Genomic DNA, 14060 nt, shown 5'->3' on the forward strand with positions numbered 1-14060 from the left:
CATAAATGCAGGCTATTCAAGCTTTGTAACGGGTTCGGCATATGCATACTGGCCCGTCCCGCCCTTCGGCCTTCGCTTATCGATTTTGCACTCCCCATGGCGCTCAATGACACAGATGTGGCCCGCATTGCCCGGCTGGCCAGAATCGAACTGACTCCCGACCAGCGCACCCTCGCGCAAGCCGAGCTCAACGGCATCCTCCACCTGATCGAACGGCTCCAGTCGGTCGACACCCAGGGCGTCGAGCCGCTGGCCCACCCCCTGTCCGCCCATGAGGACATCGTGCTGCGCCTGCGCGAAGACGCCGTGACCGAAACCAGCTCGGAAGCCCGCCGCCAGGAACTGCTGGCCAACGCGCCCGACGCCCAGGACGGCCTGTTCCTGGTCCCCAAGGTCCTGGACTGAGACATGACGAAACCCGCACTGCACACCCAATTCAAGGGCATCGCCGGCCTGCGCGAGGCCCTCGCGCAACGCCAGGTCAGCGCCGTCGAGCTGGCCCAAAGCGCCCTGGCGGCGGCCGAAGCGGCCAGCGGCCTGAATAGCTTTTTACATATTGACGCCGAATTGACGCTGGCACAGGCCCGCGCCGCCGACGCCGCGCTGGCCGCCGGCTCGGCCGGCCCGCTGGCCGGCATCCCCATCGCCCACAAGGACGCGTTCGTCACCCGCGGCTGGCGCACCACCGCCGGCAGCAAGATGCTCGAAGGCTATGTCAGCCCCTTCGACGCCACCGTCGTGGAACGCCTGGCCCAGGCCGGCGCCGTGTCGCTGGGCAAGCTGAACTGCGACGAATTCGCCATGGGCTCGGGCAACGAGAACTCCGCCTACGGCGCGGTCAGGAACCCCTGGGACCACGCCGCCGTGCCCGGCGGCTCCTCGGGCGGCTCGGCCGCCGCCGTGGCGGCCCGCCTGGTGGCCGCGGCCACCGGCACCGACACCGGCGGCTCGGTGCGCCAGCCCGCCGCCCTGTGCGGCGTCAGCGGCATCAAGCCCACCTACGGCACGGTCTCGCGCTACGGCATGGTGGCCTTCGGCTCCAGCCTGGACCAGGCCGGCCCCCTGGCCGAAAGCGCCCGCGACCTGCTCGAACTGCTGGACGTCATCAGCGGCTTCGACCCGCGCGACGCCACCAGCCTGCAGCAGTGCGACGGCGCGGCCAACAAGCCCGGCCGGGTGCGGCGCGATTTCGACGCCGCCCAGGCCCGCTTCGACGCCGCCGGCAGCCAGCCGCTCAAGGGCCTGCGTATCGGCGTGCCCGAGGAATACTTCGGCGCCGGCCTGGCGCCGGACGTGGCCGCCGCGGTCGAGGCCGCGCTGGCCCGCTACGAAGAACTCGGCGCCGTGCGCGTGCCGGTGTCGCTGCCGCGCACCGAGCTGGCCATCCCCGCCTACTACGTGATCGCGCCGGCCGAAGCCTCCAGCAACCTGGCCCGCTACGACGGCGTGCGCTACGGCCATCGCGCCGCCCAGTACGGCGACCTGAACGAAATGATCAGCCGCTCGCGCGCCGAAGGCTTCGGCGACGAGGTCAAGCGCCGCATCCTGATCGGCACCTACGTGCTGTCCCACGGCTACTACGACGCCTACTACCTGCAGGCCCAGCGCCTGCGCCGCATGATCGCGCAGGACTTCCAGCGCGCCTTCGCCGGCCAGTGCGACGTCATCATGGGCCCGGTCACGCCCACCGTGGCCAAGAACATCGGCGACAACCGCGACGACCCCACCGCCGACTGGCTGGCCGACGTCTACACGCTGGGCGTCAGCCTGGCCGGCCTGCCCGCCATGTCCGTGCCCTGCGGCTTCGGGGGGCAGGACCAACGCCGTCCGGTCGGCCTGCAGATCATCGGCAACTACTTCGACGAAGGCCGCCTCCTGGCCATCGCCGACCGCTACCAACAAGTCACCGGCTGGCACAAAGAAACGCCCGCTCAGCAGGACGCCTAATATGAACTGGGAAATCGTCATCGGCCTGGAAACGCACACCCAGCTTTCCACCGACTCCAAGATTTTTTCGGGCAGCAGCACCCAATTCGGCGCCGCGCCCAATACCCACGCCAACGAAGTCGACCTGGCGCTGCCGGGCAGCTTGCCGGTCATGAACCGCGGCGCGGCCGAACGCGCCATCCGCTTCGGCCTGGCGGTGGGCGCCACCATCGCGCCGCGCTCGGTGTTCGCGCGCAAGAACTACTTCTACCCCGACCTGCCCAAGGGCTACCAGATCAGCCAGTACGAACTGCCCGTGGTCGTGGGCGGTTCGCTGTCCTTCTTCGTCGGCGAGGAAGAAAAAACCGTCAACCTGACCCGCGCGCACCTGGAAGAAGACGCCGGCAAATCGCTGCATGACGACTTCCGCCTGGCCGACGGCTCGCCCGGCAGCGGCATCGACCTGAACCGCGCCGGCACGCCGCTGCTCGAAATCGTGACGGAACCCGAAATGCGCTCGGCCGCCGAGGCCGTGGCCTATGCCCGCGCCCTGCACAGCCTGGTCGTGTGGCTGGGCATCTGCGACGGCAACATGCAGGAAGGCTCGTTCCGCTGCGACGCCAACGTGTCGGTGCGGCCGGTGGGCCAGAAGGAATTCGGCACCCGCACCGAGATCAAGAACGTCAACTCGTTCCGCTTCCTGGAACGCGCCATCGCCTATGAAGCGCGCCGCCAGATCGAGCTGATCGAGGACGGCGGCACGGTGGTGCAGGAAACCCGCCTGTACGACGCCGACCGCGACGAGACGCGCAGCATGCGCAGCAAGGAAGACGCGCACGACTACCGCTACTTCCCCGACCCCGACCTGCCCCCGCTGGTGATCTCCAGCGCCTGGGTCGACGAAGTGCGCGCCGCCATGCCCGAACTGCCGGCCGCGCTGCGCGCCCGCTTCGAGTCCGACTACGGCCTGAGCGCCTACGACGCGGCCCAGCTCACCGCCAGCCGCGGCCTGGCCGCCTACTTCGAGGCGGTGGCGCAGGCCCTGCCGGCCGGCCAGGCCAAGCTGGCGGCCAACTGGATCATGGGCGAAGTGGCCGCGACGCTGAACAAGGAAGAAAAGGACATCGCCGACTCGCCCGTGCAGGCCCCGGCCCTGGCCGCCCTGATCGGCCGCATCATCGACGGCACCATCTCCAACAAGATGGCCCGCGAAGTGTTCGGCGCCATGTGGGCCGGCGAAAACGGCGGCCAGCCCGACGCCATCATCGAGGCCCGCGGCCTGAAGCAGATCAGCGACACCGGCGCCATCGGCGCCATGATCGACGAGGTGCTGGCGGCCAATCCCGCCATCGTGGAAGAGTACCGGGCCGGCAAGCAGAAGGCCTTCAACTCGCTGGTCGGCCAGATCATGAAAGCCGCGCGCGGCAAGGCCAACCCGCAGCAGGTCAACGAACTGCTCAAGCAGAAGCTGGACAGCTGATGGATCACGGGCCGCGCAAGCGCCCGTACCAGACGAAACGAAGGGCCGCAGCATCTTGCTGCGGCCTTTTGTTTGGCGAAGAATTTCCGGATCGCCCCAGACCGGAGACGCCTTCATGGCCATTCCTTACGTCGCCATCCCGCAGGAAGAGCTAGCCAGTTGCCTGGACGACATGATTCAGGCTGCGCGAGACGGCGCGCGCGTCGTCATCACCCGCAACGGCCAGGCTCATGCGCAGATCTGCCAAGTCAATCCGCTGCTGACCGAAGAGGCGCACAACGCGATTGAAGAACTCAAGCGTTTCCCCAAGATCGAGATGGACGAAGCGACCTGGTGGCATATCATCAAAGGGGCGCCCGAATGAAACTCGTGCTCGACGCCTCAGTGGCCCTGAGCTGGCTGCAACTGCCAACCCAGCCTTTCAGTTCGGAAGCCATGACCATCCTGAGCCTCCTGCACAAAAATCCCGCGTACGTGCCGATGATATGGCCGCTGGAAGTCGCTCACGGGGCGTTGCGCGTGGAACGATCCAAGGCGGTGACGGAAAGCGCACTGGCCAGGTTCTCGGACTTGGTGCAAAGCGCGCCGGTCATCATCGAGTCGCGCCCCACGCAAGCCTGGCTCGCCAGCAGCGTGTCGATCGCAAGAGAACACCGGATCACGGTTTATGACGCCACTTATCTGGAACTCGCCATGTTCCACGGCGCGCCACTTGCCACCTTTGACAAGCGGCTGGCGCAGGCTGCCGGCACCTGCGGCGTATCCCTCGAGACGACGCTAGCCGACAAGCTCGAGGAGCCCACTGCTCACTATGGCATCCCGCCGGCAACCGATTACGTCGAAATCGGTTGCAGCGCCCTGCGCACCGGCTACACCCCGTACTTCGTCCGGTAGGCCAGCACCGCGTCGCGGTGTTCGGAAAACGATGCGTCGTCCTGCAGCAGCGCCAGGATGTCGGCCAGCGAGGCGATGGCCACCACCGGGATGCCGTAGGTCTTGGACACGTCCTGCACGGCCGAGTGCGCCGACAGGGCGTCGTCCGGGCCGGCGCGTTCCATGCGGTCCATGGCGATCAGCACGGCCGCCGGTTGGGCGCCCGCGGCGCGGATGATTTCCACCGACTCGCGCACCGAAGTGCCCGCGGTGATCACGTCGTCGATGATGACGACCTTGCCGGCAAGCGGCGCGCCCACCAGGGTGCCGCCTTCGCCGTGGTCCTTGGCTTCCTTGCGGTTGTAGGCGAAGGGCACGCCGCTCTTGCCCTGCATGTCGGGGTGGCCGGCCAGCGCGACGGCGGTGGCGGTGGCCAGCGGAATGCCCTTGTAGGCCGGGCCGAACAGCATGTCGAAGGCCACGCCCGAATCCAGCAGCGCCTGCGCGTAGAACTGCGCCAGCTTGCCGACCGAACCGCCGTTGTTGAACAGCCCCGCGTTAAAGAAATACGGACTGATACGACCCGACTTGACCTTGAAGCTGCCGAAACGCAGCACGCCCTCGTTCAGGGCGAAGCGGACGAAGTCGAGAGCGGTGGCGGAGGATTGGGCGGCGGTCATGCGAGGGATCCGGTAGATGGCAAACCCCGGCATTTTATCCGTTGTCGGGGCTTTTCCCTGGCCTGGGCGCCGAGTCGGTTAAATTCCTGGCATTGCCCGGGCCTCGCGCCCCGCCTATAGGAGTTTCGCTTTGCTGCGCATTACCTCGATCAACCTCAACGGAATCCGGTCCGCCTTTCGCAAGGGCCTGCAACCCTGGATGGAAAAGCACGCCGCGGACGTGCTGTGCCTGCAGGAGATCAAGATTTCCCACGACGACCTGACCGAAGACCTGCGCCACCCGCCCGGCTATACCGGCCACTTCCACCATGCCGTGAAGAAAGGCTATAGCGGCGTCGGCATCTATCTGCGCAATGCCGCCGAACGCGTGCACACCGGCCTGGGATGCGAGGAATTCGACCCCGAGGGCCGCATCATCCGCGCCGACTGGAAGAACCTGTCCGTCATCAGCGCCTACCTGCCGTCCGGCTCCAGCGGCGACGAGCGGCAACAGGCCAAGTACCGGTTCCTGGACCGGTTCGGTCCCTGGATCGACGCCCTGATGCACGAGCACCGGACCACCGGCCGCGAGTTCATCATCTGCGGCGACTGGAACATCGCCCACAAGGAAATCGACCTGAAGAACTGGAAGGGCAACATGAAGAATTCGGGCTTCCTGCCCGAAGAGCGGGCCTGGCTGACCGACGTGTTCGACAAGCGCGGCTTCGTGGACGTGTTCCGCACCATCGACGACCGGCCCGACCAGTACACCTGGTGGAGCAACCGCGGCCAGGCCTGGGCCAAGAACGTCGGGTGGCGCATCGACTACCAGATCGCCACGCCGGGCATCGCGGCCCGCGCCCGCAGCGTCGCCATCTACAAGGACGAACGCTTCTCGGACCACGCGCCGCTGACGATCGACTACGACGCCACGCTCTGATGGCCGGCCCCGGCGCCGGATTGCCGCAGCGACTCGGCGGCCTCCCGGCGCAGCCATTGCAGGAAGACCCGCGCCCGCGGATCCTCGGCATACGGCCGGGGCGACAGCAGGAAATAGGCGGAGCCGTCGCGCACGAAGCCGCGCGGCGCCTCCAGGCGGCGGTCGCGCACGGCGTCGCAGGCCATCAGGGCTGACCCGATGGCCACGCCCAGCCCCGCGGCGGCGGCCTGCAGGCTCAGGTAGAAATGCTCATAGGCCGGCCCGGCGCGCCTGGGCGGCCTGCCGCCCGCGGCCTGGGACCACTGCCGCCAGGCTTGCGGCCGCGTCGCGCTGCCCAGCGCCGGCGCGCCGTCCCAGCCCTCGCCGGCGGCACCCAGCAGGCCCGGCCGGCATACCGGCCCGGTCCATTCCTCGCACACCCGCTCGGCATGCAGCGCGGCGTCCCATTCGAAATCATTGCGCCGCAGCGCCACGTCCACGCCCTGGGCCGCGAAATCCAGCGGACCGCCGGCCGCATACAGGTGCACCTGCACGGCCGGATGCAGGCGCTGGAAATCCGGCAGGCGCGGAATCAGCCACATCATGGCGATCGTGGGCTCGCAGGACAGCACCAGGGGCGCGTCCGGCGCCGGCTGGCGCAGCCTGGCCAGGCCCGTGGCGAGCTGCTCGAAAAGCGCGCGGGTCAGCTCGTGCAGCTGCCCGCCTCGATCAGTCAGGAAAACACCCCGGTTGCGCCGCTCGAACAAGCGCATTCCCAGGCTGTCCTCCAGCAGCCGGATCTGCCGGCTGACCGCGCCATGGGTCACGTTCAGCTCTTCTGCGGCCTTGCCGAAGGCCTGGTGGCGGGCGGCGGCGTCGAAGACGCGCAGCGCGTTGAGCGGCGGGAGTTTCATGGTTATCGGTGAGTTTTTCTGACGTATATCCGGCATTAAAAATCGTTTTTCGGGCGTGCGCCAGCGCCGGACAATACCGGCTCCCTCTTGCTTGCGCTTCCCTTCCATGACCGAACTGATAGCCGTCGCCCTGATCACCGTTCTTGCCGTCATCAGCCCCGGGCCGGACTTCGCGATGGTGACCCGCTACAGCTATCTGTATGGCCGGCGCACCGGCCTGACCTGCGCCGCCGGCATTGCGCTGGCCGTGCAGGTGCACGTGTTCTACACCATGTTCGGCGTCAGCCTGCTGGCCCATTACGCCCGGCCCGTGCTGCAGGGCATCAAGCTGGCCGGCGCCTGTTATCTGATCTACATGGGCTGGAAGACGTTTTTCAACCGCACGCCGGTCGACCGCGACCTGTCGGCGCGCCCGGCCATCTCGGCCTGGCGGGCGCTTTACGACGGCTTTCTGACCAACGCCCTCAATCCCAAGACCACGCTGTTCGTGGTCAGCACCTACACCCAGCTGGTTTCGCCGGGCACGCCGCTGACCCGGCAATTCGGCTACGGGCTGTTCATGTCGTTCGCGCACTGGGCGTGGTTCAGCGTCGTGGCATGGTCGGTTTCCTCGCCCGTGCTGCGCCGCGCGCTGCTGGACCATCAGCGCACCGCGGACCGGGTGGTGGGGGCCGTGCTGATGGCCCTGGGCGGCGCGCTGGCGGTCGCGCAGGTCTGAACTGTTGCCTGCGTGTGACTTTTCTCAAATTAATAATGGGGACGCATTAAATCGGACTGTCCGCCTGATGAGGCTTCCAGGCATGGCTAATGGTCCGATTTACGTGCGGCCCGGCCTGCCCGGCGCCGATTTCTCCCTGTGCAATTATTTGGGGACATATTGTTTCCCCCAGGAAATTCAACGGAATTCCACCGGACCAGGGAATTTTCCAGACGTGAGCCGCCCATTTCGACATGATGCGGCCCCAATTACTGGGTCGCAAAAAATCGCTTTGATATCAATGTGATGCAGCATTTCACGGCTTTGCGCAGGGCAATAATTTAGCCCTACAATTCCGCACCATACGGGTGCGAACTTGCACCAAACCCGTGTCTATCGCGCCCCAATCCGGGGCCACCCCGCACCTATTCGAAGCACCCCCGAGGAGAACATGTTGAAAGTGCAGAGTCTGGACGACTTCCTGCGTGGCGTTGCCGCGCGCGACCCGCAACAACCTGAATTCATGCAAGCCGTCCAGGAGGTGATGCTGAGTCTGTGGCCTTTCATCGAGAAGCACCCGCACTACGCCGAGCACGCCCTGCTCGAGCGCCTGGTGGAGCCGGAACGCGTGATCCAGTTCCGCGTGTGCTGGACCGATGACCGCGGCCAGGCCCGGGTCAACCGCGCTTTCCGCATCCAGCACAACTCGGCCATCGGCCCGTTCAAGGGCGGCATGCGCTTCCACCCCTCGGTGAACCTGTCGATCCTGAAGTTCCTGGCTTTCGAACAGACCCTGAAGAACTCGCTGACCACGCTGCCCATGGGCGGCGGCAAGGGCGGTTCGGACTTCGACCCCAAGGGCAAGTCCGACGCCGAAGTCATGCGTTTCTGCCAGGCCCTGATGATCGAGCTGTACCGCCACCTGGGTCCGGACACCGACGTGCCGGCCGGCGATATCGGCGTGGGCGCGCGCGAAGTCGGCTTCATGGCCGGCATGATGAAAAAGCTGTCGAACTCGACCGCCAGCGTGTTCACCGGCAAGGGCCTGACCTTCGGCGGCAGCCTGATCCGCCCCGAAGCCACCGGCTACGGCACCGTCTATTTCGCCGAAGAAATGCTCAAGCGCGTCGGCCGTTCGTTCGACGGCCTGCGCGTCTCGGTGTCGGGCTCGGGCAACGTCGCCCAGTACGCCATCGAGAAGGCCATGGCGCTGGGCGCCAAGGTGGTCACCGTCTCCGACTCCAACGGCACCGTGGTCGACGAAGCCGGCTTCACCCATGAAAAGCTGGTCGCGCTGATGCACATCAAGAACGACCTGCGCGGCCGCCTGGACACCTACGCGCGCGAATTCGGCCTGCAATACGAAGCCGGCAAGCGTCCGTGGCACGTGCCGGTCGACGTGGCCCTGCCCTGCGCCACCCAGAACGAGCTGGAGCTGGACGACGCCAAGACGCTGATCAAGAACGGCGTGCTGTGCGTGGCCGAAGGCGCCAACATGCCGGCCACCCTGGAGGCCGCCAAGGCCTTCGTCGCGGCCCGCGTGCTGTACGCCCCGGGCAAGGCCAGCAACGCCGGCGGCGTGGCGGTATCGGGCCTGGAAATGGCCCAGAACTCGGCCCGCCTGTCCTGGACGCGCGAGGAAGTCGACACCCGCCTGCACGCCATCATGCGCGACATCCATGAAAACTGCGTGCGCCACGGCCACACCGAGCGCGAATACGTCAACTACCTGGACGGCGCGAACATCGCCGGTTTCGTGAAGGTGGCTGACGCTATGCGGCAGCAAGGCTTGTACTAGACCCCCCCCGAAGCGCCTTTGGCGCTTCCCCCCCAGGGGGGCGCCGCTACGGACCGGCGGAGCCGGATCCGTGCGGCCCCGCGCTCTTGGGGAGGGTTTGCCCCGTGGGGCGAAGGCGCGCGGCGCGCGCCTTCGTGCTCCTTAATGCTTCATCGTGCCGTGGTTCATGTTCATGCCGGGGTTGTGGGTGGCGGGTTTGACCTTGAATTGGACCGCGACTTCGCCGGCCTTTTCGAACTTGAGGGTGGCGGGCACGGTTGCGCCTTCGGCGAACGGCGCTTTCAGCTTGATGAACATGACGTGGTAGCCGCCCGGGCTGAGTTTGACCTCGGTGTCGGCGGGCAAGGCGATGCCGCCTTCGACCTGGCGCATCTTGGACACGCCGTTTTCGGTCTGGACGGTGTGCAGCTCGACGCGTTCGGCGGCGTCGGACGTGATCGACAGCAGGCGGTCCTCGGTCTTGGCGTCGTTGTCGATGTCCATATAGCCCGCGCCGTTGGACTGGCCCGGCGCCGAGGCGCGCACCCACAGGTCGTCGATCTCGATCTGGCCGACCTTGTAGTCCTTCGCCCAGGCCGTGCCGGCCGTGCACAGGCCCAGGGCGGCGATCACAGCGAACTTGCGGATGTTCATGACTAGTACTCCTAAGGGTTAACGCCGCGGGTCAACGCCTCCTGACCAGGCTGCGGGCGGCTGACAGAACCGAATCGGTCAGGGCTTCCATGGCTTCGGAGTTTACCCGCCAATGCTGCCAATACAGCGGCACATCCTCCCAGGCGCGCCCGCGCAGCAGCATCAGCTGACCTGCGTCAAGGTGCTCCTGCACCAGCGGCAGCGGATTCATGGTCCAGCCCAGCCCGCCCAGCGTGGCCTGCACGAAGGCGCGCGTCGACGGCACCCACCAGACCGGCGGCTGCCACGGCGCCGGATCGGCGATCTTGTGGGCGAAGCGGGCCTGCAGGGCGTCCTTGCGGTTGAACACCAGCACCGGCGCCTGCGCCAGCGTCTGCGCGTTGACCCCTTGCGAGAAATAGCGCTTGTGGAATGCCGGCGTGCAGGTCGCGACGTAGCGCATGCTGCCCAGCGCATGGATGCGGCAGCCCTGCACCGGCTCGGCCAGCGCGGTCACCGCGCCCAGCACCGAGCCGTTGCGCAGCAAGGCGGCGGTGTGGTCCTGGTCTTCGGACTGCATGTCCAGCGTGGCGCGGGTACGCGCCGAGAACTGCACCGCCGCGTCGACGAACCAGGTTTCCAGGCTGTCGTGGTTCACCGCCACGGGGATGCTGGCATAGGGCACGTCGTCGTCGGCCACGCCCAGCCGGCTGAGCGCGTCGTGCTCCAGGAGCGCGGTCTGCTCGGCCAGCCGCACCAGCACCTGGCCGTCGGCGGTGGCCGCCGCCGGCACCGTGCGCTGCACCAGCAGGCGGCCCATGCGGTCCTCCAGCGCCTTGATCCGCTGCGACACCGCCGACGGGGTGACGTTCAGCGACAGCGCGGCGCGCTCGAAGCTGCCTTCGCGCACCACCGCCGCCAGGGCCCTGAGGTTGCCGTGATCGAGTTTCATATCATTAGCTTTGCTTAAGATAGTGAAGGAAAATTAGTTTTATTTCATCTATCCGGCAAGGGAAAATGACGCATTGCCGGCACGCCCCGCCGCTGCCGGCGCCAAATCAAGCGCCGCCACAGGCGTAGCAGTCATAAGGTGTTTGCGTCATGTTCGCCACGTTGTCTTCCCCCCTCTTCTTCACTGCCTGGGCCAGCGGAACGGCCACCGGGCTGGGCCTGTTCGCCGTCGTGGGCGCGCAAAGCGCGTTCATCCTGCGCCAGGGGCTGATGCGGGCGCACCTGCTGAGCGTGGTCGCGATCTGCGCGCTGATCGACGCCGTCTTCATCTTCGCCAGCGTCTCCGGGCTGCAGGCCCTGACCACCTGGTTTCCGTGGCTGACGACCGCCGTGCTGTGGTTCGGCGTCGCCTTCCTGTCCTGGTACGCCCTGCAATCGGCGCGCCGCGCCTGGACCGCCAACGGCGGGCTGGCCGCCGCCCGCGACGTGGTGCCGTCGCGCCGCGCCGCCATGCTGGGCGCGCTGGGCTTTTCGCTGCTCAATCCGCACTTCTGGCTGGACATGGTGGTGGTCGGCTCGCTGGCGCACGGCTTCGAGGACGCCCGCATGGCGTTCGCCGCCGGCGCGCTCACCGCCAGCCTGCTGTGGCTGGCCGTGCTCAGCATCGGCTCGCGCCTGTTCGCCCCGTTCTTCGCCAGCGCCTCGGCCTGGCGCGTGCTGGACGGCATCATCGCGGTGGTGATGGCGGCGCTGGCGGTGAGCCTGGCCCTCAAGGGCGTATGACGCGCAGCCCGGCAAGGGCGCCGTCCTTATAATCGGCCCCTTGCCAATCTTGCGTCGGGCGCAGCGCCGGCCCGCCAGACGATCATGCGCGGACCCTCCTCCAAAGACGTGCGCCTGCCGCCGCTGGCCGCCATCCAGGCGTTCGAAGCGGCCGCGCGGCTCGGCTCCTTCGAGCGCGCCAGCGAAGAACTCTTCGTCACGGCCAGCGCCATCGGCAAGCGCATCGCCATGCTCGAAGCGCTGCTGGACGTCTCGCTCTTCATACGCAGCCGCCGCGGGGCGACCCTGAGTTCGGCCGGACAGGAATACCTGGAACAGGTCCGCACCGCGCTGGACCTGCTGTCGGACGCCTCGCTGCACAAGCGCGGCGAGCCCAAGCCCGAAACGCTGCGCGTGGTGTCCACGCCGACCTTCGCGCGCCAGGTCCTGATCCCCAGCCTGGCCGAGTTCACCACCGCGCATCCCGACGTGGAGCTGGAGATCATGCTCTCCATCCCCTACCTGGAAATCATGCCGCCGAACGCGGATGTCTGGGTCCGCTTCGGCAGCAGCAAGTATCCGGGGCTGCACACGCGCCAACTCACCGCCGACCCGGTGTTCGCGGTCTGCACGCCCGGCTATCTCGACGCGCACGGTCCCTTCAGACAGCCCGCGGACCTGGCGCGGGCGCAGCTGCTGCGCTGTCCGATGGAGCCCTGGCGCCCCTGGCTGGACGCGGCCGGGCTGGACTGGCCCGAGCCGTCGCGCGGCGTGTGGCTGGTGGATCTGGGCATGACGCTGGAAGCCGCGCGCGCCGGCCAGGGCATCGCGCTTACGCGCCGCACCCTGGCCGCGCAGTGGCTGGACGAAGGCAGGCTGGTGCGCGTCTTCGACATCGAGATCCCCGGCGAATCCCAGTACTACCTCTGCACCGAAGCCTCGCGTCCGCTGACCCGCGCGCGCCAGGCGTTCTCCGACTGGCTGCACGACGTATGCCGGCGGGTATCGCAATGGCCGCGCGGCGCGCGGACCAGTCAGGAATAAATTTCCAGCAAGAGGCGGAACGATATTCCGCCTAAGGCGCCGCCGCCCTGGCCAGGCGCGCGCGGCGCCGTTTCCGGCGTCCTCGTCCACGCGTAGGTATTTACGCGCACAAGCCCCATCGCGTCAGATTCGCGTAAGTGATAGGGCAGACAGTCACACCCTTGCAACATAGAGCGCGCCGCAGCACCTACGCGCCGGCATTCGGTTTTCCACGCAGTCCTACCAATTACAACGGAGACATCCATGGATTTTCGTTTGAAGCTGCTTGCAGGAACCCTCGCATTTGCCGCAACGGCCGTCAGCCACGCCGCCGACCCCATCAAGATCGGCGTCGCCGGTCCCTACACCGGCGGGTCGTCCTCCATGGGCGTGAGCATGCGTGACGGTGTGCGCCTGGCCATCGAAGAAATCAACAAGAACGGCGGAGTGCTGGGTCGGCAGCTGGTCGCGGTGGAACGCGACGACGAAGCCAAGAACGAACGCGGCGTGCAGATCGCGCAGGAGCTGATCAACAAGGAACAGGTGACCGCCACCGTCGGCTACATCAATACCGGCGTGGCGCTGGCCTCGCAGCGCTTCTACCAGGACGCCAAGATCCCGGTGTTCAACAACGTGGCCACCGGCAGCGTCATCACGCATCAGTTCCAGGCGCCCGAATACCCGGACAACTACGTGTTCCGCAACGCGGCGCACGACAGCATCCAGGCGCCCATGATCGTCGAAGAGGCGATCACCCGCCGCGGCTACAAGAAGGTCGCGATCCTGGCCGATTCCACCAACTACGGCCAGCTCGGCCGCGAAGACCTGGAGAAGGCGCTGGCCAGCAAGGGCATCAAGCCGGTGGCCGTGGAGAAGTTCAACATCAAGGACGTCGACATGACGGCCCAGCTGCTGAAGGCCAAGTCCGCCGGCGCCGAAGCCGTGCTGACCTATGGCATCGGACCCGAGCTGGCCCAGATCGCCAACGGCATGACCAAGCTGGGCTGGAAGGTGCCGATGATCGGCAGCTGGACCCTGTCGATGGCCAACTATATCGATAACTCGGGCGCCAACGGGGAAGGCGCGCGCATGCCGCAGACCTTCATCCAGGACCCGGACACGCCCAAGCGCAAGGCCTTCATCGACGCCTATCTGGCCAAGTTCAAGCCCAAGAACGACCGCATCGATTCCCCGGTGTCGGCGGCCCAGGGCTATGACTCGATCTTCCTGCTGGCGGCCGCGATCAAGCAGGCCAATTCCACCGACGGCCCCAAGGTCCGCGAAGCGCTGGAGAACCTGCAGACGCCGGTCGAAGGCGTGGTGATGACCTACAACAAGCCGTTCAGCCACGACAACCACGACGCGATCACCGCCAAGGAAGTGGTCATCGGCGAGGTCAAGAGCGGCCGCGTCGTCAAAGCCAACTAGCAACGCATCGCGGCGGCC

Annotated in this window: 15 protein-coding genes; 11 read left to right on the plus strand and 4 right to left on the minus strand. The window is 67.0% G+C overall.

The window, feature by feature from the left end; all coding sequences use genetic code 11:
- The first annotated feature begins 96 nt into the window (after positions 1 to 96).
- From gatC to AC1M14_RS25170, 5 genes are all read left to right on the plus strand, one after another.
- Complete coding sequence (gene gatC, locus AC1M14_RS25150; protein ID WP_102775205.1) at positions 97 to 405, plus strand: Asp-tRNA(Asn)/Glu-tRNA(Gln) amidotransferase subunit GatC; 309 nt, start codon at positions 97 to 99, stop codon at positions 403 to 405.
- 3 nt (positions 406 to 408) lie between these two features.
- Complete coding sequence (gene gatA, locus AC1M14_RS25155) at positions 409 to 1947, plus strand: Asp-tRNA(Asn)/Glu-tRNA(Gln) amidotransferase subunit GatA (RefSeq protein WP_479730628.1); 1539 nt, start codon at positions 409 to 411, stop codon at positions 1945 to 1947.
- 1 nt (position 1948) lies between these two features.
- On the plus strand, positions 1949 to 3406 hold the full coding sequence (gatB, locus tag AC1M14_RS25160) for an Asp-tRNA(Asn)/Glu-tRNA(Gln) amidotransferase subunit GatB (RefSeq protein ID WP_479730629.1): 1458 nt from the start codon (positions 1949 to 1951) through the stop codon (positions 3404 to 3406).
- A 115-nt stretch (positions 3407 to 3521) separates the two neighbouring features.
- The gene (locus AC1M14_RS25165; protein ID WP_102775202.1) at positions 3522 to 3770 is read left to right on the plus strand and encodes a hypothetical protein; all 249 of its coding nucleotides are present in this window, start codon (positions 3522 to 3524) and stop codon (positions 3768 to 3770) included.
- The gene (locus AC1M14_RS25170) at positions 3767 to 4300 is read left to right on the plus strand and encodes a type II toxin-antitoxin system VapC family toxin (protein WP_102775201.1); all 534 of its coding nucleotides are present in this window, start codon (positions 3767 to 3769) and stop codon (positions 4298 to 4300) included. Before AC1M14_RS25165 ends, AC1M14_RS25170 begins: the two co-directional genes overlap by 4 nt.
- Here AC1M14_RS25170 and pyrE read toward each other — a convergent pair.
- Complete coding sequence (pyrE, locus tag AC1M14_RS25175) at positions 4276 to 4992, minus strand: orotate phosphoribosyltransferase (protein WP_479730630.1); 717 nt, start codon at positions 4990 to 4992, stop codon at positions 4276 to 4278. The genes AC1M14_RS25170 and pyrE overlap by 25 nt on opposite strands.
- 97 nt (positions 4993 to 5089) lie before the next feature.
- On the opposite strand from pyrE, the gene AC1M14_RS25180 reads away from it, so the two are divergent.
- The gene (locus tag AC1M14_RS25180) at positions 5090 to 5878 is read left to right on the plus strand and encodes an exodeoxyribonuclease III (RefSeq protein ID WP_102775199.1); all 789 of its coding nucleotides are present in this window, start codon (positions 5090 to 5092) and stop codon (positions 5876 to 5878) included.
- On the opposite strand, the gene AC1M14_RS25185 is transcribed toward AC1M14_RS25180, so the two are convergent.
- The gene (locus AC1M14_RS25185) at positions 5860 to 6771 is read right to left on the minus strand and encodes a LysR substrate-binding domain-containing protein (protein ID WP_479730631.1); all 912 of its coding nucleotides are present in this window, start codon (positions 6769 to 6771) and stop codon (positions 5860 to 5862) included. The genes AC1M14_RS25180 and AC1M14_RS25185 overlap by 19 nt on opposite strands.
- A 106-nt stretch (positions 6772 to 6877) precedes the next feature.
- Between AC1M14_RS25185 and AC1M14_RS25190 the strand changes: the two genes are divergently transcribed.
- Both AC1M14_RS25190 and gdhA read left to right on the plus strand, forming a co-directional pair.
- Positions 6878 to 7489 carry a LysE family translocator gene (locus tag AC1M14_RS25190; RefSeq protein ID WP_209166949.1) on the plus strand — a complete coding sequence of 204 codons (612 nt, stop codon included), beginning with the start codon at positions 6878 to 6880 and terminating at the stop codon, positions 7487 to 7489.
- Positions 7490 to 7919: 430 nt separating this feature from the next.
- Entirely contained in the window at positions 7920 to 9266 is a 1347-nt protein-coding gene (gene gdhA, locus AC1M14_RS25195; protein ID WP_102775196.1) for an NADP-specific glutamate dehydrogenase, read from the plus strand.
- A 141-nt stretch (positions 9267 to 9407) separates the two neighbouring features.
- Here gdhA and AC1M14_RS25200 read toward each other — a convergent pair whose 3' ends face one another.
- Both AC1M14_RS25200 and AC1M14_RS25205 read right to left on the minus strand, forming a co-directional pair.
- A complete protein-coding gene (locus AC1M14_RS25200; protein ID WP_102775195.1) occupies positions 9408 to 9899 on the minus strand; it encodes a copper chaperone PCu(A)C in 492 nt (163 codons plus the stop codon).
- Positions 9900 to 9930: 31 nt separating this feature from the next.
- Positions 9931 to 10830 carry a LysR family transcriptional regulator ArgP gene (locus tag AC1M14_RS25205; RefSeq protein ID WP_102775194.1) on the minus strand — a complete coding sequence of 300 codons (900 nt, stop codon included), beginning with the start codon at positions 10828 to 10830 and terminating at the stop codon, positions 9931 to 9933.
- Between the two features lie 149 nt (positions 10831 to 10979).
- On the opposite strand from AC1M14_RS25205, the gene AC1M14_RS25210 reads away from it, so the two are divergent.
- From AC1M14_RS25210 to AC1M14_RS25220, 3 genes are all read left to right on the plus strand, one after another.
- Positions 10980 to 11612, plus strand: a complete 633-nt coding sequence (locus AC1M14_RS25210; RefSeq protein WP_102775193.1) for a LysE/ArgO family amino acid transporter — start codon at positions 10980 to 10982, stop codon at positions 11610 to 11612.
- A gap of 84 nt (positions 11613 to 11696) precedes the next feature.
- The gene (locus AC1M14_RS25215) at positions 11697 to 12635 is read left to right on the plus strand and encodes a LysR substrate-binding domain-containing protein (RefSeq protein WP_479730632.1); all 939 of its coding nucleotides are present in this window, start codon (positions 11697 to 11699) and stop codon (positions 12633 to 12635) included.
- A gap of 243 nt (positions 12636 to 12878) precedes the next feature.
- The gene (locus AC1M14_RS25220; RefSeq protein WP_102775192.1) at positions 12879 to 14042 is read left to right on the plus strand and encodes an ABC transporter substrate-binding protein; all 1164 of its coding nucleotides are present in this window, start codon (positions 12879 to 12881) and stop codon (positions 14040 to 14042) included.
- Positions 14043 to 14060 lie beyond the last annotated feature (18 nt).

This window comes from Achromobacter sp. SX5, assembly GCF_056711425.1.